This window comes from Ancylobacter polymorphus, from assembly GCF_022836935.1.
GTDB classification, from domain to species: domain Bacteria; phylum Pseudomonadota; class Alphaproteobacteria; order Rhizobiales; family Xanthobacteraceae; genus Ancylobacter; species Ancylobacter polymorphus_A.
Genome location: NZ_CP083239.1, coordinates 1,687,766 through 1,712,926 on the forward strand (window position 1 = coordinate 1,687,766; position 25,161 = coordinate 1,712,926).

Below are 25,161 nucleotides of genomic sequence, written 5' to 3' on the forward strand. Positions count from 1 at the left end.
GTGGGCTTCGCCGTCTCCATGATGATCGCCTTCAACGTGCTGGGCGAGCGCGGCGGCAAGTCGTGACGGGCTCGCGCCCTACCGGCCCAGCCCGACCACGCGGGAATGGGTGAACTGTCACCCGCTCCGCTCTATAATCGGTGAGCCGCTGCGGCGGCTGCGCTGGTGAAAGGGCCCGTCATGCTGAATCTGTCCCGCCTGTCCGAGCTCTCCCGCCGCCTTCTGGCGCCGCTATTGCTGGTCATGCTGGCGACCGGCCTCGCCGGTTGCGGTGTGAACAACATTCCCACCAATGAGGAGAAGGCGAAGGCGGCGTGGAGCGACGTGCTGAACCAGTACCAGCGCCGCGCCGAGCTGATCCCCAACCTCGTCGAGACGGTGAAGGGCTATGCCCAGCACGAGAACGAGGTGCTCACCCAGGTCACACAGGCGCGGGCGCAGGCGACCTCGATCAAGGTGGACGCTTCCACCATCACCGATCCCGAACAGTTCAAGCAGTTCCAGCAGGCGCAGGCGCAGCTTTCCGGCGCGCTCGGCCGGCTGATCGCGGTGTCCGAGGCCTATCCCGACCTGAAGGCAAACCAGAATTTCCTCGCCCTGCAGGCGCAGATCGAAGGCACGGAGAACCGTATCGCCGTGGCCCGGCGCGATTATATCGAGGCGGTGCGCGTCTATAATACCGAGTTGCGCACCTTCCCCGGCGTTCTGTGGGCGAGCACGCTCTACCGCAGCAGCAAGCCGATGGAGACCTTCACCATTTCGGAAGAGCAGATGAAGGCGCCTCAGGTGAAGTTCAACTGACCATGCGGGCCCTCCCGTCTTCGCCTCAGCACCGTGCCGCCGCGCTCTGGCTGCTGGCGGGGCTGGTGTTTGCCGGCCTCGCTATCGGCACGGGCAGGGCGCGCGCGGAACTGACTTTTCCCGCGCTCTCCGGCCGTGTCGTCGATGCCGCGCAGGTGCTGCCCCCTGACGCCCGTGCGGCGCTGGAGGCGAAGCTCGCTGCGCAGGAAGGGCACACCACCGACCAGTTCGTCGTCGCCACCGTACCCTCGCTTGAAGGCACCTCGGTCGAGGACTATGCCAACCGGCTGTTCCGCTTCTGGAAGCTCGGCCAGGCCGACAAGAACAATGGCGTGCTGCTGCTGGTCGCGCCCAATGAGCGGCGGGTGCGCATCGAGACCGGCTATGGGCTGGAAGGCGTGCTGCCCGACGCCGTGGCGAGCACCATCATCCAGACCGCGATCCTCCCCGAATTCCGCCAGGGCAATTTTGCCGGTGGCATCGAAAAGGGCGCGGACGCCGTCATTGAGGTGCTCAATCTCGATCCTGAAGAGGCCAAGGCAAGGGCACGCACCGCCGCCGAGCCGGAGATGAGCGCGGAGGACTGGGCGCATCTCGTCTTCATCGTGCTGATGATCGCCTTCTGGGCCTATGTGTTCTACCGCCAGGCGAAGTCGGGCCATCTGCGCACGCGCGGGCGGCGCGGCGCGGGTGCGCTCACCGGCGGCGCCGCCGGCTGGGACTGGTCCCGCCGCAGCGGCGGTGGCGGCTGGTCCGGCGGCAGTGGTGGAGGCGGATTTTCGGGCGGCGGAGGCTCCTCCGGTGGCGGCGGCGCTTCGGGGAGCTGGTGATGGCGGCGGGGTTGAACGAGCCGGATCATGCGCGGGTTGCCGCCGCCATCGCCGCTGCAGAGGCGGAGACGGCGGGCGAGATTCGCGTCGTCGTGCTCACCCGGCCGCTGGTGAGTCATGGTTTTTACGGGTTGATGTGGGCGGCGCTGCTGGCACTCGTGCTGCCCTGGCCGCTGGCGCTGCTGACCGCGCTCGACACGCCGATGTTGCTGTCGCTGCAGGCCTGCGCCTTCATCCTCGCCGGCGCGGCGCTGATCTTCACCCCGCTCGGCGCTTTCACCATACCGCGCTTCGCCCGCGAGGAAGCCGGCCGGGCGGCCGCTATCGACCATTTCCTCACGCTCGGCGTGCATCAGACGCGCGGGCGCACCGGGGTGCTGATCCTGGTGGCGCCCGCCGACCATCTGGTCGAGGTCGTCGCCGACGAGGCGATCCATGGCCAGGTGGGGCACGACGCCTGGGAGGGCGTGTGCGCCGCCGTGCTGTCCGGCGCCCGCGAGGGGCGGCTTGCCGATGGACTGGCCGACGGCGTTGCGGTGGCCGGGCGCATCCTCGCCCTTCATGTCCCGCCGCTGCCCGGCGACGCGAACGAACTGCCAGACCGCATGATCGTGCTTTGAGTGCTACGTGCGAAGGCGGCTCAGTCCTGCGCCGCGCCGATGGTGTCCGCCATATGCGCGCCGCGCAGACCCAGCGGCAGAGGCGGGCCGGTGGTGGTGTCGCGGGCGGTCTGGTGCTCGATCTCGGCGTTCAGCTCCGCGCCCAGCAGCAGCACTGACATGGACAGCCAGATCCAAACCATGAAGCCGATCACCGCGCCGAGCGACCCGTAGGTCTGCTCATAGGAGGCGTAGCGGCTGACATAGAAGGAGAAGCCGGCCGATGTGGCGAGCCACAGCACGGCGGCGACCGCGCTGCCGAAGCTGACCCATTTCCATTGCGGGCGCTCGCGCGAGGGGCCGAAGCGGTAGACGATGGTGATGAGTAGCGCGACGATCACCGCCAGTGCCGGCCAGCGCAGCAGCGTGATCAGCCGTTCCGTGCCCTGGGGAAGATGCAGCACGTTGAGCAGCAGCGGCAGCACGACCACAGCCGCCAGGGCGATGACGGCGAACAGCACGGCACCGACGGTGAAGGTGAGCGTGACCAGGGTGAGGCGAAAAAAGGAGCGCCGCTCTTCCTCTTCATACACGAGGTTCAGCGCTTCGATCATCGCCTTGGTCGCGGCATTGGCGCTCCACAGCGCCACGCCGAGGCTGAACAGGAAGCGCCAGCCGAGGCTCGCGGTCTCCGTCGCGGTCAGCCTCAGTATCTGGTCGCGCATCACCTCGATGGCGCCGGAGGGCAGCACCCAGGCGGCGGCTTCGAGCTGGCCCTGAATCGTCGCCGGATTGAGGAACAGCCCATAGAGCGAAATGATGGCGGCAAGCGCCGGGAAGGTGGCGAGGAGAGCGTAAAAGGTGACGCCGGCCGCAAGGCTCAGCACCCGGTTGGCGAAGAAGGCCTTGCCCGTGCGCAGCACGATGTCGCGCCAGCCTTTCGCTGGAATCTCAGTGGGGCGGGTGGCGGCGCGCCCGCGCCCGGCTTCCGCCCAGGAAGTGGGTGAAATGGTGTCGGAGTCCGCGCGTTCGCCCGGACGAAAAGCCATTCCGACGATGGCGCCGATCGCCGCGCCGCTAAGGGCCGCGCTCCACAGCGCGCGTTTGTCCCGATTGTGCACGCCGCTCATCCCTCCCTGTCCCGCCGGCGGTGGCTCGTGGTCGCCGTATCCGCGTGTGGATCGGGGAGAGAACGCGACGGGGCGGATGCCGTTCCCGGCTCAGCCGGTCACGAGATCGCCCCGGCCGATGCCGACATAGGTGAAGCCGCGGCGGAGGAGGTCTTCCGGCGGGTAGATGTTGCGCAGATCGACCACGATGGCGCTGCGCAGCTGCGCTTTCAGCCGGTCGAGATCGAGCGCGCGGAAGGCGTCCCATTCGGTGACGATGACGAGGGCGTCGGCGCCCTCGGCGCATTCATAGGCGCCGGAGGCGTAATGGATTCCCTCGGGCAGGACCTTGCGCGCCTCCTCCATGCCGACCGGGTCATAGGCGCGGATCTTCACCCCCCGGTCGATGAGCGACTGCACGATGTTGATCGCTGGGCTGTCGCGCATGTCGTCGGTGTTCGGCTTGAAGGTGAGGCCGAGCACGGCGACGGTGGCGCCGCGCGGCGGCACGCTGAGCGCTTCCAGCACCCGGCGGCCCATCGCCGCCTTGCGGGTCTCGTTCAGCGTGGTGACGGTTTCGATGAGGCGCAGCGGCGTGCCGGCTTCCTGCGCCGTACGGGCGAGCGCCAACGTGTCCTTGGGGAAGCAGGAGCCACCATAGCCGGGGCCGGCATGCAGGAATTTCGGGCCGATACGGCGGTCGAGCCCGATCCCGCGCGCCACTTCCTGCACGTCGCCACCGACCTTTTCGCACAAATCCGCCATCTCGTTGATGAAGGTGATCTTCATCGCGAGGAAGGCATTGCTGGCGTATTTGATCAGCTCGGCATTGGCCCGTTCGGTGAAGAGCAGCGGTGCCGCGTTCAGCGACAGCGGGCGGTAGAGCGCGGCCATCACCTCGCGCGCACGCGGATCGTCCGTACCGACGACGATGCGGTCCGGCCGCTTGAAGTCCTCGATCGCCGCGCCTTCGCGCAGGAATTCCGGGTTGGAGACGACAGCGATGTCCGCCCCCGGCACGTCCTCGCGGATGATCGCTTCAAGATCGGCGCCGGTGCCCACCGGCACGGTCGATTTCGTGACGACGACGGTGAAGCCCTTGGCCGCCCGGGCGATTTCGCGGGCGGCGGCGTGGACATAGGACAGGTCGGCATGGCCGTCGCCACGGCGCGAGGGCGTGCCCACGGCAATGAACACCACGTCGGCGTGGGCCACGGCGGCGGGCAGATCGGTGGTGAAGTGCAGCCGTCCGCCGGCCACGTTGCGGGCGACGAGATCGTCGAGGCCGGGCTCGAAGATCGGCATGATGCCGGCCTTCAGCCGCTCGATCTTGGACGAGTCGTTGTCGACGCAGGTGACGTCGTGGCCGAAGTCGGAGAAGCAGGTGCCAGAGACCAGGCCGACATAACCTGTGCCGATCATCGCGACGCGCATATGTGTTCTCAATCCGTTTGACGGTGGAGGCTGCTGCCGCCCGTCGGAAGTCTTTCATTCCTTTAGCCAATCGCGCCAGGCATTTCGAGGGTCGCGGCGGCGGTCGGTTTCGGGGGCGGGAGAATGCCAGTCTTGTACGTCGTCCGAACGACAGAGGCGTGGCGTTGTCGGTGGCTCGGCTCGACCCGTCTCGCCGCTCTCGGCGCGCGGCGATGCGGCCGCCGGCAGCATCCGTCAGACGTGATGTTCCGTCCCATTTGCGCCGGCAGGGGGAGCGGCTAGTAATGTCCGGCCGCTCGCCCAGCGGCTGCCAGCATGAGTGACGCGCCATGACCGCCTCGTCTCCCGCCCCGTCTACGGCCACCGCGCCGTCCGCCGACGCCCGCCGCGCGGTGCGCAACCGTCAGGTCACCGCCGGACTGCTGGTCGCGGCGATCGGCGCCGGAGCGCTGGGAGGGGCCTGGTATTTTCAGCTCGTCGTCGGGCTGGCGCCGTGCCCGCTCTGCCTGGAGCAGCGCATTCCCTATTATATCGGCGTGCCGGTGGCGCTCATCGGCGCGCTGTGCGGGGGGCTCGGCAAGGAGGGGTTGGCGCGGGTGGCGCTGGCGCTGGCCGGCATGCTGATGGCGCTCGGGGCGTTTCTCGCCGTCTACCATGCCGGGGTGGAATGGGGCTTCTGGGCAGGTCCGGAAACCTGTTCGGGCGCCGGCCCGGCGGTGGGGGGCGGCAACCTGCTCGGCCAGCTGCAGACGGCGCGGGTGGTGCGCTGCGACGAGGCGCCCTGGCGCCTTCTGGGCCTTTCCCTCGCCGGCTACAATGCCTTTATCGCCGCGTCGCTGCTCGTGGTGGCGATGTGGGGCGCGACGGCCAAGGCCTGAGCCGTCGACGCTCACGGGTCCAGTTCGGTGTCCCAGTAGAGATAGTCCATCCAGCTGTCGTGCAGGTAGTTCGGCGGAAAGTGGCGGCCGTTCTGGTGCAGGTCGAACACGCTCGGCTGATAGGGCTTCTGCCGCGGCACCATATGGGCAGCTTCGGGCATCAGGCTCCCCTTGCGCAGATTGCAGGGCGAGCAGGCGGCGACCACGTTCTCCCAGGTGGTCTGGCCGCCGCGCGAGCGCGGGATGACGTGATCGAAGGTCAGATCCTCGCGCGAATCGCAGTACTGGCAGGTGAAGCGGTCGCGCAGAAAGACGTTGAAACGGGTGAAGGCCGGCTGGCGCGACGGGCGGATGAAGGTCTTGAGCGAGACGACGCTCGGCAGGCGCATCTGGAAGGTCGCGCTGGAGACCTGCCGCTCGTAATATTCGACGATGTTCACCCGATCGAGAAACACCGCCTTGATGGCGTCCTGCCACGCCCAGACCGAGAGAGGGTAATAGCTCAGAGGCCGGTAATCGGCATTGAGCACGAGGGCAGGCCAGGCACCCGGAGACAAAGTCGCCGTCAACGCTCGCTCCCTGTCAGGAACGTCCGCACGGTCGCTCGAGTCGGCGCCGCGTGACGCACGGCAATAGTCTATAGGGAGCGTGTCAGTCTTGTGAAGCGCCGGCCGACAATTGGCCGCGTCGGGCCGGCTTCAGGCCAGCACCTCGGTAAGGAAAGTGCCGGCCAGCGACAGGCCGGTGCCGTCAATGCCGTGGGCGAGGCCGTTGGACAGGTGCGCGCGCACCGCGACGCCCTGCTGCTGCAGGCTTTCCACCGCGCGCGGCAGCGCCATGGGCGGGATCACCTGGTCGAGGTCGCCATGGATGAGCAGCACGGGCGGGCGGGCGGTGATCTCCTCCGCGAAGGCCGCCGTCGCGCCCTCGGGCGGCAGGACATGGATGCCGGAGAAGCCGACAATGCCGGCGGGCGCGACCTTGCGGCGCAGGCCCACATGCAGCGCCATCATCGTGCCCTGGCTGAAGCCGACCAGCGCGAGGCGTGAGCCGGGCAGGTTCAGCCGCGCCAACTCGGCGTCGAGAAAGCTGTCGAGCGCCCTCTGCGCGCTCTGCACGCCGACCCAGCGCTCGCGGTCGTTTCGTTCGGTGTAGCCGAACCATTGCCGGCCGACCGGGGCGATGGCCAGCGGTTCCGGGGCATGGGGCGAGACGAAGGCGGTGTTGGGGAGCAGCGGCGCCCAATAGTCGCCGAGGTCGATCAGGTCACGCCCGTCGGCGCCATAGCCGTGCAGCAGCACGACCAGCGAGGTGGCGGGGCCGCCGGAGCGGGGCGATAGGCGGGGACCATCAAGCATCAATTGGTCTCGGCGTCGCCGGCAGTGCTGGAAGCTACGCGCGGCGCGCTGCTGTGGTTGAGCAGAGCGTCGATATTGGCACGCTCCTTCTCGAAGCTGGCGAGAATGCGCCCGTCCAGCGCCCGCCCGCGCGGCAGGCGGATGCGCATCGGATCGACGAAGCGCCCGTTCACCAGCACTTCGTAATGCAGGTGCGCGCCGGTGGAGAGGCCGGTGGAGCCGATATAGCCGATGAGCTGGCCCTGGCGCACCCTCACCCCTTCGCGGATGCCCTTGGCGAAGCCGGACTGATGCGAATAGGTGGTAACGTAGCCATTGGCGTGCTGAATTTCGATCCGGCGGCCATAGCCGGAGGTCCAGGCGGCCTTCTTGATCACGCCATTGCCGGCGGCGTAGATCGGCGTGCCGGTGCGGTCGGACCAGTCGACGCCCGAATGCAGGCGGCTATAGCCGAGGATCGGGTGGCGGCGCATGCCGAAGCCAGAACGCAGCTGGCCACCGGAGAGCGGCTTGCGCACCAGGAACTTCTTCGCGCTCTTGCCGGCATCGTCATAGAAATCGACCAGCCCGTCATCGGGGGTCTGGTAGCGGTAATAGCGCCGTTCCTCGCCGCCGACAGTGAGGCCGGCATAGAGCACGCCGCCGGCGCCGCCCGCCTCGTCGGGCTCATAGAGCACTTCGAGCGAATCGCCGGCGCGCACGCGGCGCTGGAAATCCACGTCGAAGGAATAGACGCGGATCATGCTTTCGATCACGGGGCGCGGCACCTCGTGGCGCAGCGCCGTCTCCCAGATGCTGTCATAAAGGGTGATGCGCCCGCCGCCGCTGTCCTCGTCGCCATCGTCCGGGCCGAGATCGGCGAGCTGAGTGTCGCTCGCCTCCTGAACGGGGAGGAAGGTGCCGCTGTCGGACAGCGCCACCGTGCCCTGATGGCCACTCTCGCCGAACACCGCCACGCGCAGCGGCATCGCCCCCTCGGTGGCGTTGTCGAGCAGTACCTTGAGCCGCAGGCCCGGGGTGAGCTTGCCAGAGAGCTCACGCGTGCCGAAGGCCCGCGCCGCGCCATTGGCCGCGACATCGGGCACGCCGAGGTCGATGAGGATGGAGGCGACGGTGTCGCCCGCCTTCGCCACGACAGTGCGCTCGGACCAGTCATTGCCGCCGGAGGCATCCTCGGCCGATTTGTCGACCGCCGACATGTTCTCGGGCTGATGCAGCGCGTTCAGCGGATCGGCGGCACCGGACGGCGCATAGGCCATCATGCCGAGGCCCGGCAGTGCCGGGGCACGGGCGTCGGCGGTGGGCAGGCTGAACTCGGCGGTTTCGCGCACCTTCATCAGCACATCTTCCATCGGCAGCTCGGCGGCGAAGCGCGTGCTGGGCGGAAGCGTGGCGATGTCGCGCAGAACGATGGTGAGGTCGCCGGTCGGTTCGGCCTGCACCGCATCGGCGTCGTCATTGGTCGATTCGGCGATCAGCTTGGCCGGGTTGAAACGCGGCACGTCGACCGAGGCCGAGGTGACGGACTGGGCCAGATTGGTCGCCACCTTGGTGACGGCGCGCACCTTGATGACCTCGCGGTCTCCGTCCTTGACGGTGGTCGACAGGCGCAGCGTCTGCTTGGCGCTGAAGCTCTCGGAGAGGATCGACATGCGGTCGCCCTTGCGGGCGACGTTTGAGGGGCGCTCGCCCGCCGCCAGCGTGCCGCGCAAGGCCGAGCGCACCGTCTCCGGCGACTGGGCGAAGCGGTATTCGCCGTCGAGCGCGGCATAGACCGCGCCGCCCATCAGCGCCGCCCCGCAAATGCCGGTGAGCAGCGTCGCCATCAGCCAGCGGATGGAGATGCGGCGGCGGTTGATCGGCTCTTCGGCATCGCCGTCGACGCCGAGCGGGGGCTCGTCGCCGAGATCGAACGCCGCGAGGTTCGAACGCCTCGCGCCTGCCAGTCCGCGCCTCGTCTCCAACAGGCTTCCCCGCCTTCCCTCGTGGCGCGCCGCGCGGTCGAAGACCGGGGAGCGCTCATATGTTTCCCACGGCGCCGGGCGGCGCTCGTGCAGTCAGCCCGCCACCCGCTGGGCGCTGGCTCCGTGATCCGGCCCGGCAAGCGGTCGCTTACGAAAGCATGCGTCGAGAGGTTTTAAGATACCCCCGCGACGGATGGAGGGACGATGCCGCCCATGATCGCGCCCGTCAACCCAGCCCGTCATCGATTCGACGCGAGCGCCGAGCGGCGAAGTCCCGATCTAAAGCGGGGCCTCGCGGCAAAAGGATGGCGGGAGCGCTACTGGGCGCTGGCGGCCCGAGCGCGCAGCGGGGAGGGCGGCGGCAGCGGCACCTGCGCGAGGCGGGTCGCGACGGCCGGCGCAGCTGCCTGACCCGCGCCGACCTGAACGAAGCCACCCTGCCCGAAACCCGCCTGCAAAGGCAGAGGGGCGCCGGGCGCAAGCGGCCGGTTGAGCGCGGGGGTGGCCTCCGTCGCGGCGAAAGCGGTGGGGGCGGGCGTGCCGGGGGCAGGCGTTTCGGCTTCCGGCACGATGCCCTGCCAGGCGTTGGCGAGCGTCGTCGGCTCGCGCAGGATCGGCCGGGCAGCGGTGGCCGTCCGTGCGGGGGCGGCGGCGGCACGGGTGTGGGAGGTGACGGCCACCGGCGCTGCGGCGGCGGGCGCGGCTGTCGCGATTTCGGCTGCCGGGGTGCCGCCGAAACGCTTGAAGAAGCTCCAGATCTCTTCCGGCGCGTCGAGCCCGCTGCGGCGCGGCCCGAGCAGCACGGAGGCGAGCGCATCCACCGCATCGGTCGACTGCGCGGGCGGCTGGTGGCCGCCGGCGATCTCGTAATAGGCGACGGCGGCGCCGGGGGCGCAATTGGTCCAGCGGGTGATGCGGGCGTGCGGAGCGCTGGAGATGTCCGGCGCGGCGCAGCCGTCGAGCCGCGCGAACAGGGCGGCGGTGGCATCCGCCGACATCAGCCGGGCGCCGGGGGTGGGACGGCCGAACATCGGCACGATGGGATCATAAGTGCCGTTCATCAAGAGGATCGGCACCGGCTTCGACGGACGGCAGCTCTCGGTATAGCCGACCGGCACCGTCATCATCATCGTCGCATAGGCCTGGAAGCGGTCGGCATAGTTGCAGGCGACATAGGCGGTGAGAAAGCCGCCATTGGAAAAGCCCATGAGATAGGCGCGCGCGGGATCGGCGATGCCCTCCGCCACCAGCGTGTCCAGCACGTCTAGCACGAAGCGGCCATCGTCGCGCTTGTGCAGCAGCGGAATAAAGCCGGCGATCGAACTGCGGCCGTCATTCCAGAGGAGGTTCATGCCTTTAGGATAGGCGACAACGAATCCCTCGCGATCGGCGATGGCGTCGAGATCGAGATAGCGCTGCATCATGCCGGCCGGCTGCAGCGCGCCGTGCAGCGCGATCACCAGAGGCAGCGGGCCGGGATGGGCGTTCGCCGGACGGTGCAGGATGAATTCGCGGGAGAGGCCGCCGGAGACCAGACTGCGCACCGAATCCTGCGGCGCGTCGTCCGCCTGGGCCTTGGCCGGGGAGGAAGCGAACCCGCCAAGGGCGAGGAACATCGCCAGGGCTGCGCCCAGCAGGCATCTGGGTTTCGCAAAAAGCATGGACGGCGCGACCTCGGATCGGCGGGTTCCGCAGGACCCCAACAGACGGCGGATTTCCGTCAATTAAAAGGCAAAGATGGTTAACAGCCCGTCAGCGGCAGCTTTCGTGGAGCTTTCCTCCCAGCGCCGCGTTGGCGAAAAGGGGGGTGCGCGGGCCGGCGCGGTTGCGCTAGGGTGCGCACGCTGCAGCGCAACCTGAATGAGGGCTTGTGGCTGAACGATAGGATTTGCCTTTGGAATGATTGCGAACTGCAATCGTTTCCGCTACGCACACTTCATCTTCCTGAGTGATCTGGGACACCGACATGGCAGGAGCGGCCGAGCGGCCCCTTTCCCCACATCTGCAAATATACCGCCCGATGCTGACGATGATGATGTCCATCGTGCATCGCATCACCGGCGTCGCGTTGTATTTCGGTACGGCGCTGCTGGTGATCTGGCTGCTGGCTGCCGCCAGCCCCGGCCAGGCCTTCAGCACTGTGAACGGGCTTTACGGCAGCTGGCTGGGGCTTCTGGTTCTGATCGGCTACAGCTGGGCGCTGATCCATCATGCGCTGGGCGGCATCCGCCATTTCGTTTGGGACACCGGCGCGGGCTTCGGCCCCGGGCCCCGCGAACTGTTCGCCAAGCTCACCATCATCGGCTCGGTCGCACTGACTGTGGTGTTGTGGATCGTCATCTGGCTGGTGAAGGGCTGATCATGAGCGTTTCCCCGGGTTCCTCCATGCGCACGCCGCGCCGGCGGGTCGCCGGCCTCGGCTCGGCGCGCTCCGGCACCGGCCATTTCTGGCTGCAGCGCGTGACCGCGATCGGCAATCTTCTGCTGATCCTGATCGCCCTGCCCATCGTAATAGCGGCAGCGGGTCAGGAGCAGGCGCAGGTGGTGGCCATCATCGGCCATCCGCTTGTCGCCATCGTGCTGCTGCTGCTGCTGTTCTCGATCTGCTTCCACATGCGCATCGGCATGCAGGTGGTGATCGAGGACTATGTCCACACGGAGGGGCTGAAGGTGCTCGCGCTGATCGCCAACACCTTCTTCACCATCGCGGTCGGTAGCGCCGGTGCGTTCGCCGTCCTCAAGATCAGTTTCGGAGGCTGAGACCATGGCCGGGAACTCTTCCGCCAATGGCGCCGCCAATGGGGCGTCGCCGCTCGGTGCGGCCTATCCCATCACCGACCACACCTATGACGTGGTGGTGGTCGGCGCCGGCGGCGCGGGGCTGCGCGCCGTGGTCGGTTGTTCCGAGGCGGGGCTTCGCACCGCCTGCGTGACCAAGGTGTTCCCGACGCGCTCGCACACGGTGGCGGCGCAGGGCGGCATCGCCGCCTCGCTCGGCAATATGGGCACCGACGACTGGCGCTATCACATGTACGACACGGTGAAGGGGTCGGACTGGCTGGGCGACCAGGACGCCATTGAGTATCTCGTGCGCCATGCCCCTGCCGCCGTCTATGAGCTGGAGCATTGGGGCGTGCCGTTCTCGCGCACCGAGGAAGGCCGCATCTACCAGCGCCCGTTCGGCGGCATGACGGTGGACTATGGCAAGAGCCCGGCGCAGCGCACCTGCGCCGCCGCCGACCGCACCGGCCACGCCATTCTGCACACGCTCTATGGCGCGGCGCTGAAGCACTCGGCCGAGTTCTTCATCGAGTATTTCGCCCTCGACCTGATCATGGACGAGGAGGGGCGCTGCCGCGGCCTCATCGCGCTGAAGATGGACGATGGCACGATCCACCGCTTCCGCGCGCAGACGGTGATCCTCGCCACGGGCGGCTATGGCCGCGCCTATTTCTCCGCCACCTCCGCCCACACCTGCACCGGCGACGGCAACGCGATGGTGCTGCGCGCCGGCCTGCCTCTGCAGGACATGGAGTTCGTGCAGTTCCACCCGACCGGCATTTACGGCTCGGGCTGCCTGATCACCGAGGGCGCGCGCGGCGAGGGCGGCTACCTCACCAATGCCGAGGGCGAGCGCTTCATGGAGCGCTACGCCCCCTCTGCCAAGGACCTCGCCTCGCGCGACGTGGTCTCCCGTTCCATGACGATGGAAATCCGCGAGGGGCGCGGCGTCGGCAAGAACAAGGACCACATCTACCTGCACCTCGATCATCTCGACCCGGCGATCCTGCATGAGCGCCTGCCGGGCATTTCCGAGAGCGCGAAGATCTTCGCTGGCGTCGACGTGACCAAGGAGCCGATCCCGGTGCTGCCGACCGTGCATTACAACATGGGCGGCATTCCCACGAACTTCCACGGCGAGGTCGTCACCAAGAAGCACGGCAATCCCGACCATGTGGTGCCCGGGCTGATGGCGGTGGGCGAATGCGCCTGCGTCTCCATCCACGGCGCCAACCGGCTCGGCTCCAACTCGCTGACCGACCTCGTGGTGTTCGGCCGCGCGGCGGCGCTGCGCTGCGCCGAACTGCTGACGCCGGGCGACAAGCAGCGCGAGCTGCCTTCCGGTTCGGCCGATCTCGCGCTTGCGCGCCTCGATCATTTCCGCAACGCCCAGGGCGGCACGCCGACCGCCGATCTGCGTCTGTCGATGCAGAAGGTGATGCAGAACAATTGCGCGGTCTACCGCACCGGCGAGGTTCTGGAGGAAGGGCGCAAGCTGATCGCCGGCGTGTTCGCCGGCTCCAGCGACATCCGCGTCACCGACCGCTCGCTGATCTGGAATTCCGATCTCATCGAGACGCTGGAATATGACAATCTGATCGCGCAGGCGAGCGTGACCATGGAAAGCGCCGCCGCCCGCACCGAGAGCCGCGGCGCCCATGCGCGCGAGGACTATCCCGAGCGTGACGACGCCCATTGGATGAAGCACACGCTGGCCTTCATGGATTTCGAGACGCAGTCCGTGCGGCTCGATGACCGGCCGGTGCATACTTACACGCTGTCGAACGACATCCAGTACATCGAGCCGCGCAAGCGGGTGTATTGAGCCGGGGAACGATCGCTCGCCATGGTCCAGCTCACGCTTCCGAAGAACTCGCAGCTTGTCGAAGGCAAGGTGTGGCCGAAGCCGCCCGGCGCCAACCGGCTGACCGAGTACAAGATCTACCGTTGGAACCCGGATGACGGGAAAAATCCGAGCGTCGACACCTATTATGTCGACCGCGACGATTGCGGGCCGATGGTGCTCGACGGGCTGATCTGGATCAAGAACAAGGTCGACCCGACGCTCACCTTCCGCCGCTCCTGCCGCGAGGGCATTTGCGGCTCCTGCTCGATGAACATCGACGGCACCAACACGCTCGCCTGCCTGAAGAGCATGGACGATGTGGATGCCTCGGCGGTGAAAATCTACCCGCTGCCGCACATGCCCGTGGTGAAGGACCTGGTGCCGGACCTCACCCAGTTCTACGCCCAGCACGCCTCGGTCGAGCCTTGGCTGCACACCGAGACACCGGCGCCGGAAAAGGAATGGCGACAGGGGCGCGGCGACCGCGAGAAGCTGGACGGGCTCTATGAGTGCATTCTCTGCGCCTGCTGCTCCACTTCCTGCCCGAGCTATTGGTGGAACGGCGACCGCTATCTCGGCCCCGCCGCTCTGCTGCAGGCCTATCGCTGGCTGATCGATTCGCGCGACGAGGCCACCGGCGACCGGCTGGACGACCTGGAAGACCCGTTCCGGCTCTACCGCTGCCACACCATCATGAATTGTGCCAAGGCCTGCCCGAAGGGGCTGAACCCGGCCAAGGCGATCGCCGAAATCAAGAAGATGATGGTGGCGCGGCAGTTCTGAGGTTAACGCCAATCGGCGAAGCCTCTATCCTGAGCCTCTGGGGCGCGTTGGCGCGCCGGGGGAGGAACCCATGGATGCCTCGACGCTGCTTGCCTTCGCGGCGGCCTTCTTCGTCTTCGCCGCGAGTCCCGGCCCGGACAACATGACCATTGTCGCGCGCACGCTCGCGCATGGTGCGCCCTCCGGGCTGGCCTATGGCGCCGGCACGGTCGCCGGGGTGCTCATCTTTCTCGGTCTCGCCGCCTGCGGTCTTTCTCTGCTGGCGCAGGAAATGGGCTGGCTGATGACGGTGCTGCGCTATGCCGGGGCCGCCTGGCTGGTGTGGATGGGCGTGCGGCTCTGGACCGCCCCGCCGGTGGTACCCGATTTGGCGCCCATGGCGGCGCGGCGCGGGCTGCTGCCGGACTTCGCCACCGGCGTCGCGCTCAATCTCGGCAACCCGAAGATGCCGTTGTTCTATGTCGCGCTGCTGCCGAATGTGGTGGGACCTTCCCTGACGCTTGGCCAACTCGCCAGCCTGTCCGTCGTTATCCTGGCCGTCGAGCTGGTGGTGGTTGGCGGTCATGTGCTGCTGGCGGGTCGCGCGCGCCGGCTGTTGCGCACGCCCAAGGTGGTACGCCGCGTGAACCGCACCGCGGGGGGCGTGATGGTGGGTGCGGGCGTCGCGGTGGTGGCGGTCCGCTGAACCCGTGACCCATCCCGTCTTCCGCTTCGCGCCGAGCCCGAACGGGCCATTGCATCTCGGCCATGCGCGCTCCGCGCTGATCAATGACGCGCTGGCGCGAGCCAGCGAGGGGCGGCTGCTGCTGCGGATCGAGGATATCGACGCCACGCGCTGCCGGCCGGAATTCGAGGCCGGGATTTATGAGGATCTCACCTGGCTCGGGCTGGACTGGGAGCAGCCAGTGCGTCGGCAATCCCAGCATTTTGCCGACTATCGGTCAGCCCTGGCCCGGCTGGAAGCGCTGGACCTGATCTATCCCAGCTTCGAAACCCGTGGCGACATCCGCCGCGCGGTGGCCGGGCGGTCGGGTTGGCCGAGCGACCCGGACGGGGCGCCGCTGTTCCCGTTCCCCCGCGCGGCGATGAGTGCCGCCGAGCGCGCACGGCGCGTGGCGGCGGGCGAGCCCTATGCGCTCCGGCTGGATATGGCGCGGGCGGTGGAGAGGGCGGGCCCCCTTGCCTGGCGAGAGGTGGATGCGGCGGGAGAAGTGACGAATGTTGCCGCCGATCCGCTGGCCTGGGGCGATGTCATCCTTGCCCGCAAGGAGATGCCGACCGCCTATCACCTCGCCGTGGTGGTGGACGATGCCCTGCAAGGTGTGACCCATGTGGTGCGCGGAGCGGACCTGAAGGCGGCGACCTCGGTGCATCGGCTCTTGCAGGTGCTGCTGGGCCTGCCGGCGCCGCTCTATACCCATCATGCGCTGCTGCTGGATGCGGAAGGGCGCAAGCTTTCCAAATCCATTGGCTCGCAGAGTCTGGCCTCCTTGCGAGCCGAGGGTGTGACGCCCGAGGAGGTGCGCCGCCGCGCGCTGGAGACGCAAGGCGCGGGCAAAAGCGGGGAGTCTTCACTCGTACGCAAATGATAGGGTTGAGTTCCCCTGCGTAATCGGGAAAGCTTGTCCGCCCGGCGCCGCGACATGGTGATCGCGCGGGGCAAGCTGTGCGGCCTGCGGGGGCCGGGTGAGGACGATATGGCGGGCTCCACCGTGCGTTCGGTCACGTATGATCTTCTGCGTGATCTTGGACTGACGACCTTCTTCGGCAATCCGGGCTCGACGGAAGAAACCTTCCTCAAGGATTTCCCGGCCGATTTCACCTATCACCTCGCCTTGCAGGAGGCTTCCGCCATCGCCATCGCCGATGGCTACGCGCAGGCGACCGGCAAGCCGGCGATCGTCAATGTCCATACCGCCGCAGGGCTCGGCAATGCGATGGGCAACCTCATCACCGCTGCGCTCAACAAGACGCCGCTCATCGTCACCGCCGGTCAGCAGACGCGTGAGATGCTGCTGATGGAGCCGTGGTTGACCAATGTCGACGCCACGCAACTGCCGCGCCCCTGGGTGAAATGGAGCTATGAACCGGCGCGGCCGGAAGACGTGCCCGCCGCCTTCATGCGCGCCTATGCCACCGCGACGCAGGCGCCGGCGGGGCCGGTGTTCCTCTCACTGCCGCTCGATGACTGGGACAAGAAGCTGGAAGGCCGCGCGGTGGTGCGCACGGTGAGCCACCGCATCGCGCCCGACCCGGAGCGGCTGAAAGACTTCGCCGGCATCCTTTCCGGCGCCACCAACCCGGCGCTGATCTTCGGCGCGGCGATCGACCGGGGCGCGGGATGGCCGGACGCGATCGCGCTGGCGGAGGCGCTGGACGCCACCGTGTTTGCGGCGCCGGCGAGCGAGCGCTGCCCCTTTCCGGAGGACCACCCGCTCTATGCCGGTGGGCTGCCCTTCGCCATCGGCCCGCTCAGCGAGAGGCTGAAAGGGCACGATGTCGCCCTCGTCATCGGCGCGCCGGTGTTCCGCTATTACCCCTATGTCGCCGGCGCCTATCTCCCCCAGGGGCTGCGGCTGCTGCATATCAGCGACGACCCGGCGGAGACGTCGCGCGCGCCTGTCGGCGACAGCATTGTGGGCGATGCGGTGCTGGCGACGCGCGGGCTGGCCGGGCTGGTGAGCGCCCGTGCGGCCACGGGCGCGGCCCGCGAGAAGCTGGCGCACCGCATGGCGCCGCACCCGGCGTCCGACGCGCCGGCGTCCGGGGGCGATGTACCCACTGCCGCCGAGGTGTTCGCGGCGCTGGCTGAGGTGCGACTGCCGCACACGGTGCTGGTGGAGGAATCGCCCTCCAATCTCGCCGATCTGCACACGCATTGGCCGATCACCGAGCCGGCGACCTTCTTCACCTTCGCCAGCGGCGGGCTCGGCTGGAACCTGCCTGCCTCCGTCGGTATCGCGCTCGGCGAGCGCGATACCGGCCGCAACCGACCGGTGATGCTGATCATCGGCGACGGTTCGTTCCAATATTCGCTGCAGGGGCTGTGGACAGCGGCGCGCGAGCAGGTGCCGTTGGTCGTCATCGCGCTGCGCAACGGGGAATATGGCATCCTCAAATCCTTCGCCGTGCTGGAGGAAACGCCCGGCGTGCCGGGGCTGGACATTCCCGGACTCGATCTCGTCAGCCTCGCCAAGGGCTTTGGCTGCGCCGCCGAGCGGATCAGCGATCTCAGCGCTCTCAAGGAGCGGGTGGCGGCGGCGTTCAACGCCACGGGGCCGACCGTGTTCGAGGTGCCGATCAACCCGTCCATCCCGCCGCTGATCTGAGGAAAGCGTCGGCGCGTCGGCATCTTCTTGCCCGGTGGCCCGGTTCGGCGCTACCTCGGGGGATGCCGCGCACCGAGACGCCCTTATGATTCCCTGGACCCTGCTCGATACCGCCCAAGTGCCCGACGGCGGCGAGCTGCGCCTCAAGCGGCGGGGGGCGGAATTCTCCATCATGGCCGGGGCGACCGAGCTGATGAACAGCCGCCTCAGCGGCTCGGAACAGGCGCTGGCGACACTGGTCTGCGCCCGGCTTGGCGCGCGGCCGGCGCCGGTGCTGCTGATCGGCGGGCTCGGCATGGGCTTCACCCTGCGCGCGGCTTTGGGCGAGGTAGGGGCCGAGGCGAGGATCGTGGTGGCGGAGCTGGTGCCGGCGGTGATCGACTGGGCGCGTGGCCCGATGGCGGAGATTTTTGGCGACAGCCTGGATGATCCGCGCGTCACCCTTCAGGAAGGCGATGTCGCGCGGCTCATCGGTGCGGGGCGGGCCGCCTATGACGCCATCCTGCTCGATGTCGACAACGGTCCGGGCGGGCTGACGCGGGCGGCGAATGACGGACTGTACAGCCCAGCCGGGCTCGGCGCGGCCTGGGCGGCGCTGCGGCCGGGCGGGGTGCTGGCGGTGTGGTCCTCGGCGCCGGACAGCGGCTTCACCGGGCGCCTGCGCCAAGCGGGCTTTGCGGTGGAGGAGGCACGGGTGCGCGCCCATGGCAAGAGCGGCGCGCGCCATGTCATCTGGCTGGCCGAAAAGCGCGCCGGCGGTGCCCCGGCGGCGCCGCGCCCGCCGCGCCGTCCCTGAGTTCAAGCCGGAGGACGGACCCTGGAGACCTCGCTCTACCTGCCGATCAAGCGCTTTCTCGAACAGCGCGGCTTCACCGTGAAGGGGGAGATCGGTGGCTGCGATCTGGTGGCGCTATCCGACGATGAGACGCCGGTGGTGATCATCGGGGAATTGAAGCTCAGCTTCAATCTGGAGCTGGTGCTTCAGGCGGTGCACCGCGCCGGCGCCGGCGACGAGGTGTGGCTGGCGGCGCGGGCTTCCGCGCGCGGCAAAGGCCGAGAAAGCGACGCCCGCTTCCGCAACCTCTGCCGCCGGCTCGGCTTCGGCATGCTCGCCGTGCTGCCGGATGGCGAGGTGACGATCCTCGTCGCTCCCGACGCGCCGATGCCGCGCAAGGACCCGCGCCGCCGCTCGCGTCTGGTCGCCGAGCACCGGCGGCGGCAGGGCGACCCGGCGGTGGGCGGTGGCTCGCGCGTGCCTGTGATGACCGCCTATCGGCAGCAGGCACTGGCCTGCGCGGCGGCGCTCGCCGCGGGCCCGGCGCGCCCGCGCGACCTGCGTCCGCATGCCCCGGATGCCGGCAAGATCCTGCTTTCCAATGTCTATGGCTGGTTCGCCCGCGCCGAGCGCGGTGTCTATGCCCTCACCCCAGCGGGACATGAGGCGCTGGCGCGCTGGCCGCAGCCGCCCCGCGAGGAGGGGGGCGGCTGACGCCGCGTCAAACCCCTGTCACCGCCCCGGGATAGCAACGCTCATCGCCCGAGCCGACAGGAGAGCTCCCGTGACCTTCTTCCACGCCCTGCGCGCAACGCTGCGCCCTGCCGCCCGACCGCTTGTCCCGGTGCTGTTCGCGCTTGTGCTGGCCGCGCCGGCGGCGGCCGAGAACGGCAGCGCCGCGATAAGCGACATCGAGATCGGCCCGCGCCCGTTCTATCTCGTCGGCGAGATGAAGGACGGCGCGCTGAAGGAGCAACTGGCTCAGTGCAAGGGCCCGTTCACCGCGAAAAACTTCTCCATCTCTCATCGTGGCGCGCCGCTGCAGTTTCCCGAACACACGCGCGAGGGCTACATCGCCGCCGCGCGCATGGGCGCCGGCGTGATCGAATGCGATGTCGCTTTCACCAAGGACCGCGAGTTGGTGTGCCGTCACGCCCAGTGCGACCTGCACACCACGACGGACATTCTCGCCCGGCCGGAACTGGCGGCGAAATGCTCCGAAGGCTTTCAGCCGGCCGACCCCGCCACCGGGCGCAAGGCCAGCGCCAAATGCTGCACCAGCGACCTGACGCTGGCCGAGTTCAAATCGCTGCGGCCGAAGATGGACGGCTTCAATCCGCGCGGGGTGACGGCGCAGGAATATATGGACGGCACGCCGAGCTGGCGCACAGACCTTTACGTGAACCGGGCGACGCTGGTGTCGCACAAGGAATATATCGAACTGGTGAAATCGCTCGGGCTGAAATTCACCCCCGAGCTGAAGACCCCTGAGGTCGCCATGCCCTTCGAGGGCAGCTATAGTCAGGAGCACTATGCTCAGCAGATGATCGACGAGTACAAGGCGGCCGGCGTCGACCCGCGCGATGTCTATGCCCAGTCCTTCCGTCTCGACGACGTGCTCTATTGGCTGAAGGCCGAGCCCGCCTTTGGCGCGCAGGCGGTGTATCTCGACGGGCGCGACGAGGAGAGCAAGGGCTTCGACAATATGAAGCCCGAGACCTGGCAGCCCTCCATGCAGGAACTGGCCGACAAGGGTGTGAAGATCCTCGCCCCGCCGCTGTGGATGCTGGTGACGCATAAGGACGGCCGGATCGGGCCTTCCGTTTACGCCGAGGAGGCGAAGAAGGCCGGGCTCGGCCTCATCAGCTGGTCGCTGGAGCGCTCCGGCCCGCTCAATACCGGCGGCGGCTATTACTACCAGTCAGTCAAGCCGGTGATCGACCGCGACGGCGACATGCTGGCGCTGCTCGACGTGCTCGGCCGCGACATCGGTGTGATCGGCGTGTTCTCCGACTGGCCGGCGACCACGACCTTCTACGCCAACTGCCTGAAGCTCGACTGAGGGCGGCGCCTCAGCTGACGCCGAGGATCAGGAACCAGAGCGTTACGGTGAACAGGCTGACCGCCGTCGACAGCGAGACCGCGCTGGCGGAGGCGGCGACGCCGGTTCCGTAACGTTGCGCCAGCAGGTAGGCGTTGATCCCACAGGGCATGGCGGCGAACACGACCGCCACATCCGCCCAGACCGGCGGCATCGGCAGCACCCGGGTCAGCGCATAGACGATGGCCGGGTGCACACCGAGCTTAAGCGTCGAGATCAGGATCGCCGGGCCGACATCGCCCCGCACGGGATAGCGGTGCAGAGCGAGTCCGAGCGAGACCAGCGCGCAGGGCACGGCGGAGGCGGCGAGCAGATCCAGCGTCTGTTTCAGAACGCCGCCCGGCATATAGCCTGTGAGCTTGGCGATGCCGCCGGCATAGATGCCGAGCAGGATCGGGTTGAGCGCCAGCATGCGGCCGAGCTGACGCATCGTCTTGAGCGACAGGCCGGCGGCCGCGCCTTCGGCTAGCACGGTCGCCAGCACCATCATGATCGGCAGATGGATGGCGATGAGCAGGAAGAGCGGCACCGCGCCCTCCGGCCCGAAAGCCTGGAGGATGAGTGGCACGCCGACAAATACGGTGTTCGCCTGCCCCGAGGTGAAACCCTGGATCACCGATTCGAGGTGGCCCCGGCCGAACAGCCGGCGTGCTGCGAGCATGCCGAGGGCAAAAACGGTGAAGGCGCCGGTGAAATAGGCGATCCAGTAGCCCCAGGGCTGACCCTCCGCCGGAAGCTGCGCCTCGGCCAGGGTCTTGAAGATGAGCACCGGCACGGCCAGCCCGAACACATATTCGGATAGGCCCTCGGCGGCACGCTCGCGCAGATGCCCGGAGATGGAAGCGATGAAGCCGAGGCCGATGAGGCCGAAGACCGGCGTCACGACAAGGGCGATGGCGCCGAGTTGGGCCAGCATCGCTTAGGCCGCGATCTCGCCGGAGGCGCTGGAGACGAGGTGGGAGGTGCGCACCGGCACCATCACGTCGATCCGCGCCCAGAGCCGCTCGGCGAGTTCCGGCCCGGCGACGAAGGCGATCTCCGCCCGCAGCGTGCCGAGATGGGCGGGGTCGATCTTGCCATCGGCCGGACCGTCCAGCCGGATGCGAGTCGGCTGGACGTCATGGATGGCGAAGGGCTCCAGCAGGCGGAGCATGAGATTGGGATGGGCATCCGCCTCGACGACGAGGCGGTGGCGGCAAAGACCGGCAGTCATGGGAGCGTCCGATGATGACGAGGAATCGGGAGGGCGTGCGTTCAGGAAACCCGGCCGAACCTGTCGGCCGGGCGGCGAATTCGCCGTCCCGCGCAAAACCGCGCTGTCTCGATCGAAGCGATCATCATGGAGCGGAAACTAGGCGCCGCGCGCGCCGCCGTCAATGGCAGGCGCCCTTCCACGTCTGCGCTCAGGGTGCCGGGGCTGGCGCCGCGCCCTCAAGGAGCTGATAGCTCACCGGATCGTCCGGGCACAGGCCGCCGGCGCATTCGAGCACGGTGGAAACGCCATTGCCCAGCGCCAGCAGGGCGATGAGCGCGAAGGCGAACAGCACCAGCCCGCTGAGCGTGTGGACGCGCGCGGCCGGCGCGAACTGCCGGTCGAACAGCAGCAGCAGTGCGCAGCCGGCAATGATGACGATGAACAGCAGCAGCGCCCAGCTGTAGAAATGCATGCCGAGAAACGCCGCGCCGAAGGTGCCGGTGCCGGGCACGATGTGCAGCAGCACCTGCCGGGCGGCGACCGCGCCGCCGGCCATGGCGGAGAGAATGGCGAGCGCGTAGTGGCTCGGGCGCGGGCCGAATTTCAGGTTCAGCGCCAGGCCCACGCCGACGCCGACAAAGCCGGCGCGCTGCAGAATGCAGAGCGGGCAGGGCAGTTCGCCGCCGACCAACTGGTCGTAGAACGCGACCAGCAGCACAACGCCGATGGTTATGAGGCCAAGCGCGTTGAGCTGGCGGGCGAGCTCCGGGGAGAGGAAGCCGGGGGAAGTGTCGTTGTTCATGTCGCGTCCCTCACAGCACGATATCGAGCGCGGAGGTGACGTGCAGCTTGAACAGGGTCAGCAGCACGGCGATCGAGAGGAGGCAGGCGGCGAGCGCCAGCGCGCGCCGGCCAAGGGCCGCGAAGGCCAAAGCGAAACAGAACCCGAAAAAGGGAAGGCTCATCATCAGGCTGCACTCCGCGCGTCGGCTCGTCTACCGTCGACACACAAGAGCAGGATTATACCGCAAAGTCATGACGCAGCGCGGCAGGCGGCTTCTAGACGAAGCTCTGCGGGTCGATGTCGATATCCACGCGCAAACTGCCCGTGGCGCGCGGCGCGCCCGCCATCCAGGCGCGGACATAGGCGGAGAGATCGAAGCTGCGCTCGCAGCGGGCGAGCAGGCGGTAGCGGTGGCGGCCGCGAATCAACGCCAGCGGCGCTTCGGCGGGCCCCAGCACCCGCACCTTGTCGGTAAAGGGCGAGCAGGCAGCCAGCGCGCGCGCATGCGCCTGCGCCGCATGCGGGTCCGTGCCGGAGATGATGAGGGCGCAGAACCGGGCGAAGGGCGGCAGATGCGCTTCCTCGCGAATGGCGATCTCGCGGTCGTAGAAGGCGTCGCGGTCGCCCGCCACCAGCGCCTGCATCACTGGGTGCTCGGGCATGTAGGTCTGCAGGAAGGCGCGCCCTTCCACCTCATGGCGGCCGGCGCGGCCGGCGACCTGGTGCAGCAGCTGGAAGGTGCGCTCGGCGGCGCGGGGGTCGCCATGGCCCAAGCCCACATCGGCATCGATGACGCCGACCATGGCGAGGCCGGGGAAATTATGTCCCTTGGCGACGAGCTGGGTGCCGATGATGATGTCGACCTCGCCATCCTCGATCGCCTTCAACTCGGCGCGCAGCCGCTCCACCCCGCCGGCGAGATCGCTGGAGAGCACCTGAAGCCGGCCTTCCGGGAACAGCTTCGCCGCCTCCTCATGCAGCCGCTCGACGCCAGGACCGCAGGGGATGAGCGCATTGGGCTCGTGGCAGTTCGGGCATTCATGGGGCACCGGCATGGCGTAGCCGCACTGGTGGCACTCCAGCCGGCGGCGGAAGCGGTGCTCGACCAGCCAGGAGGAGCAGGAGGGGCATTTGATGCGGTGGCCGCAGGCACGGCAGAGGGTGAGTGGGGCATAGCCGCGCCGGTTGAGGAACAGCAGTGCTTGTCCGCCGGCCTCAATGGTGCGCTCCATTTCACGGGCGAGGCGCGGAGCGATCCACTGGCCGCGCGGCGGGCCCTCGCGGCGCAGGTCGATCGGCTCCAGCCGGGGCACCTTGGTGCCGGCGAAGCGCTCGGGCAGGGCGAGGCGCGTGTAGCGCCCGCGCCGTGCATTCACCTCGGTCTCTATTGAGGGCGTAGCGGAGACGAGGGCGATGCTCGCCCCCTCCAGCCGTGCCCGCACCACGGCCATGTCACGGGCGTGGTAGTGGACCCCGTCCTCCTGTTTGTAGGCGCTGTCGTGCTCTTCATCGACCAGGATGAGGCCGAGGTCGCGGAAGGGCAAAAACAGCGCCGAGCGGGCACCGGCCACCACGGCGACCTCGCCGGACGCCACGCCGCGAAACACCCGCCCGCGTCGCTTCGACGACACAGCCGAATGCCACTCCGCCGGGCGCACGCCGAAGCGGCGGGCGAAGCGGTCGAGAAATGCCTGGGTGAGGGCGATTTCCGGCATCAGGATCAGCGTCTGCCGCCCCTGCCGAATCGCCTGCGCCACCGCCTCGAAATATGTCTCGGTCTTGCCCGAGCCGGTGACGCCGTCGATGAGGAAGGGCTGGAAGCTGCCGGATTTGACCGAGTCGACAAGCCGCGCGGCGGCCTCCGCCTGTGCCGGCAGCAGATCCGGGGCGGCGTGGTCCGGGTCCGGCGTCTCGGCGGCGGGCTCGGGCGGTAGGACGACGGTTTCGAGCACGCCGTCATCGATCAGCCCGTCCACCACGGAGGGCGAGACGCCCGCCTCCTTCGCCGCTTCGCTCTTGGCGCGCACGAGGCCATCCGCCAGCGCCGTCACCACTTTCTCGCGCGCTGCCGTGCGCCGAGCCGGGCGGTGGTCGGTCAGGCGGACGCCGACGCGCTCGCGGCCGATGCCAGCGCTTTCATCATGGCGCAGGGCGAGGCGCAGCACCATGCCGGGCGGGGTGACAGTGTAGTCGGCGATCCATTGTATGAACGCGATCATCCGCGCGTTCAGCGGCTCTACCTCGCAGCGGCGCTGGATCGGCTTGAGCTTGGCGGGGTCGACCGGCGTGGCCTTTTCCGGGCTCGGCCAGACGCAGCCCAGCATGTTCCGCGTGCCGAGCGGCACCACCACGATATCGCCGGGCGCCACCTCCATCCCGTCCGGCACGCGGTAGGAATAGGCGGCGCCGAGGGCGAGCGGCAGCAGCACATCCACCACGCGCACCGGCGCGGGGAAGAGGGGAGGGGAATCGGCGGCGTGTGGGCTCGGCATGGCGCCTTCTTAGCGCATTGCGGCAGCAAGCGTCGCCACATCGTCATCCCGGCCGGAGCGTAGCGCAGAGCCGGGACCGCTCTCCATTCTGGTAGCCATCCC

Annotated in this window: 25 protein-coding genes; 14 read left to right on the plus strand and 11 right to left on the minus strand. The window is 68.5% G+C overall.

Features of this window, described 5'->3' with window-relative positions; all coding sequences use genetic code 11:
• Nucleotides 1-180 precede the first annotated feature (180 nt).
• The 3 genes from K9D25_RS07890 to K9D25_RS07900 are packed head-to-tail and all read left to right on the plus strand — an operon-like array spanning nt 181 to nt 2,251.
• Entirely contained in the window at nt 181-801 is a 621-nt protein-coding gene (locus K9D25_RS07890) for a LemA family protein (RefSeq protein ID WP_244450307.1), read from the plus strand.
• Nucleotides 802-803: 2 nt separating this feature from the next.
• Nucleotides 804-1,631 carry a TPM domain-containing protein gene (locus tag K9D25_RS07895; RefSeq protein WP_244450308.1) on the plus strand — a complete coding sequence of 276 codons (828 nt, stop codon included), beginning with the start codon at nt 804-806 and terminating at the stop codon, nt 1,629-1,631.
• Nucleotides 1,631-2,251 carry a TPM domain-containing protein gene (locus tag K9D25_RS07900; RefSeq protein ID WP_244450309.1) on the plus strand — a complete coding sequence of 207 codons (621 nt, stop codon included), beginning with the start codon at nt 1,631-1,633 and terminating at the stop codon, nt 2,249-2,251. Before K9D25_RS07895 ends, K9D25_RS07900 begins: the two co-directional genes overlap by 1 nt.
• Before the next feature lie 20 nt (nt 2,252-2,271).
• On the opposite strand, the gene K9D25_RS07905 is transcribed toward K9D25_RS07900, so the two are convergent.
• Together K9D25_RS07905 and K9D25_RS07910 are read right to left on the minus strand one after the other, a co-directional pair.
• On the minus strand, nt 2,272-3,360 hold the full coding sequence (locus K9D25_RS07905) for a YihY/virulence factor BrkB family protein (protein WP_244450310.1): 1,089 nt from the start codon (nt 3,358-3,360) through the stop codon (nt 2,272-2,274).
• A gap of 90 nt (nt 3,361-3,450) precedes the next feature.
• Entirely contained in the window at nt 3,451-4,773 is a 1,323-nt protein-coding gene (locus tag K9D25_RS07910) for a UDP-glucose dehydrogenase family protein (protein WP_244450311.1), read from the minus strand.
• 329 nt (nt 4,774-5,102) lie between these two features.
• On the opposite strand from K9D25_RS07910, the gene K9D25_RS07915 reads away from it, so the two are divergent.
• Nucleotides 5,103-5,651, plus strand: coding sequence for a disulfide bond formation protein B (locus K9D25_RS07915; RefSeq protein ID WP_432207920.1), 549 nt, complete (start codon nt 5,103-5,105; stop codon nt 5,649-5,651).
• A gap of 11 nt (nt 5,652-5,662) precedes the next feature.
• Here K9D25_RS07915 and K9D25_RS07920 read toward each other — a convergent pair whose 3' ends face one another.
• From K9D25_RS07920 to K9D25_RS07935, 4 genes are all read right to left on the minus strand, one after another.
• A complete protein-coding gene (locus tag K9D25_RS07920; protein WP_244450312.1) occupies nt 5,663-6,220 on the minus strand; it encodes an HNH endonuclease in 558 nt (185 codons plus the stop codon).
• 129 nt (nt 6,221-6,349) lie between these two features.
• Nucleotides 6,350-7,009 carry an alpha/beta hydrolase gene (locus tag K9D25_RS07925; protein WP_244450313.1) on the minus strand — a complete coding sequence of 220 codons (660 nt, stop codon included), beginning with the start codon at nt 7,007-7,009 and terminating at the stop codon, nt 6,350-6,352.
• Nucleotides 7,009-8,973, minus strand: coding sequence for a M23 family metallopeptidase (locus K9D25_RS07930; protein WP_244450314.1), 1,965 nt, complete (start codon nt 8,971-8,973; stop codon nt 7,009-7,011). The genes K9D25_RS07925 and K9D25_RS07930 overlap by 1 nt, the downstream gene beginning before the upstream one ends.
• Nucleotides 8,974-9,290: 317 nt before the next feature.
• Nucleotides 9,291-10,589, minus strand: coding sequence for an alpha/beta hydrolase family esterase (locus K9D25_RS07935; RefSeq protein ID WP_244450315.1), 1,299 nt, complete (start codon nt 10,587-10,589; stop codon nt 9,291-9,293).
• 350 nt (nt 10,590-10,939) lie between these two features.
• Between K9D25_RS07935 and sdhC the strand changes: the two genes are divergently transcribed.
• From sdhC to K9D25_RS07985, 10 genes are all read left to right on the plus strand, one after another.
• Nucleotides 10,940-11,332, plus strand: a complete 393-nt coding sequence (sdhC, locus tag K9D25_RS07940; RefSeq protein WP_244450316.1) for a succinate dehydrogenase, cytochrome b556 subunit — start codon at nt 10,940-10,942, stop codon at nt 11,330-11,332.
• A 2-nt stretch (nt 11,333-11,334) separates the two neighbouring features.
• A complete protein-coding gene (sdhD, locus tag K9D25_RS07945) occupies nt 11,335-11,733 on the plus strand; it encodes a succinate dehydrogenase, hydrophobic membrane anchor protein (protein ID WP_244450317.1) in 399 nt (132 codons plus the stop codon).
• A 4-nt stretch (nt 11,734-11,737) separates the two neighbouring features.
• Nucleotides 11,738-13,579: a succinate dehydrogenase flavoprotein subunit gene (sdhA, locus tag K9D25_RS07950; protein ID WP_244450318.1), complete on the plus strand. Its 1,842-nt coding sequence runs from the start codon at nt 11,738-11,740 to the stop codon at nt 13,577-13,579.
• 21 nt (nt 13,580-13,600) lie between these two features.
• Entirely contained in the window at nt 13,601-14,383 is a 783-nt protein-coding gene (locus K9D25_RS07955) for a succinate dehydrogenase iron-sulfur subunit (protein WP_244450319.1), read from the plus strand.
• A 70-nt stretch (nt 14,384-14,453) separates the two neighbouring features.
• Nucleotides 14,454-15,068 (plus strand): LysE family translocator, encoded by a 615-nt coding sequence (locus tag K9D25_RS07960; protein ID WP_244450320.1) that lies wholly within the window; start codon nt 14,454-14,456, stop codon nt 15,066-15,068.
• A gap of 4 nt (nt 15,069-15,072) precedes the next feature.
• Nucleotides 15,073-15,972: a tRNA glutamyl-Q(34) synthetase GluQRS gene (gene gluQRS, locus K9D25_RS07965; protein ID WP_244450321.1), complete on the plus strand. Its 900-nt coding sequence runs from the start codon at nt 15,073-15,075 to the stop codon at nt 15,970-15,972.
• Nucleotides 15,973-16,026: 54 nt separating this feature from the next.
• Nucleotides 16,027-17,712 (plus strand): benzoylformate decarboxylase, encoded by a 1,686-nt coding sequence (gene mdlC, locus K9D25_RS07970; RefSeq protein ID WP_244450322.1) that lies wholly within the window; start codon nt 16,027-16,029, stop codon nt 17,710-17,712.
• Between the two features lie 85 nt (nt 17,713-17,797).
• Entirely contained in the window at nt 17,798-18,508 is a 711-nt protein-coding gene (locus tag K9D25_RS07975) for a spermidine synthase (RefSeq protein ID WP_244450323.1), read from the plus strand.
• Nucleotides 18,509-18,529: 21 nt separating this feature from the next.
• Nucleotides 18,530-19,201 (plus strand): DUF2161 domain-containing phosphodiesterase, encoded by a 672-nt coding sequence (locus K9D25_RS07980; RefSeq protein WP_244450825.1) that lies wholly within the window; start codon nt 18,530-18,532, stop codon nt 19,199-19,201.
• A gap of 88 nt (nt 19,202-19,289) precedes the next feature.
• Nucleotides 19,290-20,549, plus strand: a complete 1,260-nt coding sequence (locus K9D25_RS07985) for a glycerophosphodiester phosphodiesterase family protein (RefSeq protein ID WP_432207938.1) — start codon at nt 19,290-19,292, stop codon at nt 20,547-20,549.
• Nucleotides 20,550-20,559: 10 nt separating this feature from the next.
• Here the strand turns inward: K9D25_RS07985 and K9D25_RS07990 are convergent, their stop codons facing one another.
• The 5 genes from K9D25_RS07990 to K9D25_RS08010 all read right to left on the minus strand — a co-directional run bounded on the left by K9D25_RS07990 (nt 20,560) and on the right by K9D25_RS08010 (nt 25,059).
• Nucleotides 20,560-21,504 (minus strand): AEC family transporter, encoded by a 945-nt coding sequence (locus K9D25_RS07990; protein ID WP_244450324.1) that lies wholly within the window; start codon nt 21,502-21,504, stop codon nt 20,560-20,562.
• 3 nt (nt 21,505-21,507) lie between these two features.
• On the minus strand, nt 21,508-21,801 hold the full coding sequence (locus tag K9D25_RS07995) for a hypothetical protein (protein WP_244450325.1): 294 nt from the start codon (nt 21,799-21,801) through the stop codon (nt 21,508-21,510).
• A 190-nt stretch (nt 21,802-21,991) separates the two neighbouring features.
• Nucleotides 21,992-22,585 carry a disulfide bond formation protein B gene (locus K9D25_RS08000; protein ID WP_244450326.1) on the minus strand — a complete coding sequence of 198 codons (594 nt, stop codon included), beginning with the start codon at nt 22,583-22,585 and terminating at the stop codon, nt 21,992-21,994.
• Nucleotides 22,586-22,595: 10 nt separating this feature from the next.
• Nucleotides 22,596-22,751 (minus strand): DUF5993 family protein, encoded by a 156-nt coding sequence (locus K9D25_RS08005; RefSeq protein ID WP_244450327.1) that lies wholly within the window; start codon nt 22,749-22,751, stop codon nt 22,596-22,598.
• 91 nt (nt 22,752-22,842) lie between these two features.
• Nucleotides 22,843-25,059 carry a primosomal protein N' gene (locus K9D25_RS08010; RefSeq protein WP_244450328.1) on the minus strand — a complete coding sequence of 739 codons (2,217 nt, stop codon included), beginning with the start codon at nt 25,057-25,059 and terminating at the stop codon, nt 22,843-22,845.
• Nucleotides 25,060-25,161 lie beyond the last annotated feature (102 nt).

Excerpts from the sequence above, each read along its gene's own strand:
- K9D25_RS07890 (WP_244450307.1), top strand. The coding sequence starts at position 181 with ATGCTGAATCTGTCCCGCCTGTCCGAGCTCTCCCGCCGCCTTCTGGCG.
- K9D25_RS07895 (WP_244450308.1), top strand. The coding sequence starts at position 804 with ATGCGGGCCCTCCCGTCTTCGCCTCAGCACCGTGCCGCCGCGCTCTGG.
- K9D25_RS07900 (WP_244450309.1), top strand. The coding sequence starts at position 1,631 with ATGGCGGCGGGGTTGAACGAGCCGGATCATGCGCGGGTTGCCGCCGCC.
- K9D25_RS07905 (WP_244450310.1), bottom strand. The coding sequence starts at position 3,360 with ATGAGCGGCGTGCACAATCGGGACAAACGCGCGCTGTGGAGCGCGGCC.
- K9D25_RS07910 (WP_244450311.1), bottom strand. The coding sequence starts at position 4,773 with ATGCGCGTCGCGATGATCGGCACAGGTTATGTCGGCCTGGTCTCTGGC.
- K9D25_RS07915 (WP_432207920.1), top strand. The coding sequence starts at position 5,103 with ATGACCGCCTCGTCTCCCGCCCCGTCTACGGCCACCGCGCCGTCCGCC.
- K9D25_RS07925 (WP_244450313.1), bottom strand. The coding sequence starts at position 7,009 with ATGCTTGATGGTCCCCGCCTATCGCCCCGCTCCGGCGGCCCCGCCACC.
- K9D25_RS07935 (WP_244450315.1), bottom strand. The coding sequence starts at position 10,589 with ATGTTCCTCGCCCTTGGCGGGTTCGCTTCCTCCCCGGCCAAGGCCCAG.
- sdhC (WP_244450316.1), top strand. The coding sequence starts at position 10,940 with ATGGCAGGAGCGGCCGAGCGGCCCCTTTCCCCACATCTGCAAATATAC.
- sdhD (WP_244450317.1), top strand. The coding sequence starts at position 11,335 with ATGAGCGTTTCCCCGGGTTCCTCCATGCGCACGCCGCGCCGGCGGGTC.
- sdhA (WP_244450318.1), top strand. The coding sequence starts at position 11,738 with ATGGCCGGGAACTCTTCCGCCAATGGCGCCGCCAATGGGGCGTCGCCG.
- K9D25_RS07955 (WP_244450319.1), top strand. The coding sequence starts at position 13,601 with ATGGTCCAGCTCACGCTTCCGAAGAACTCGCAGCTTGTCGAAGGCAAG.
- K9D25_RS07960 (WP_244450320.1), top strand. The coding sequence starts at position 14,454 with ATGGATGCCTCGACGCTGCTTGCCTTCGCGGCGGCCTTCTTCGTCTTC.
- mdlC (WP_244450322.1), top strand. The coding sequence starts at position 16,027 with ATGGTGATCGCGCGGGGCAAGCTGTGCGGCCTGCGGGGGCCGGGTGAG.
- K9D25_RS07975 (WP_244450323.1), top strand. The coding sequence starts at position 17,798 with ATGATTCCCTGGACCCTGCTCGATACCGCCCAAGTGCCCGACGGCGGC.
- K9D25_RS07990 (WP_244450324.1), bottom strand. The coding sequence starts at position 21,504 with ATGCTGGCCCAACTCGGCGCCATCGCCCTTGTCGTGACGCCGGTCTTC.
- K9D25_RS07995 (WP_244450325.1), bottom strand. The coding sequence starts at position 21,801 with ATGACTGCCGGTCTTTGCCGCCACCGCCTCGTCGTCGAGGCGGATGCC.
- K9D25_RS08000 (WP_244450326.1), bottom strand. The coding sequence starts at position 22,585 with ATGAACAACGACACTTCCCCCGGCTTCCTCTCCCCGGAGCTCGCCCGC.
- K9D25_RS08005 (WP_244450327.1), bottom strand. The coding sequence starts at position 22,751 with ATGATGAGCCTTCCCTTTTTCGGGTTCTGTTTCGCTTTGGCCTTCGCG.
- K9D25_RS08010 (WP_244450328.1), bottom strand. The coding sequence starts at position 25,059 with ATGCCGAGCCCACACGCCGCCGATTCCCCTCCCCTCTTCCCCGCGCCG.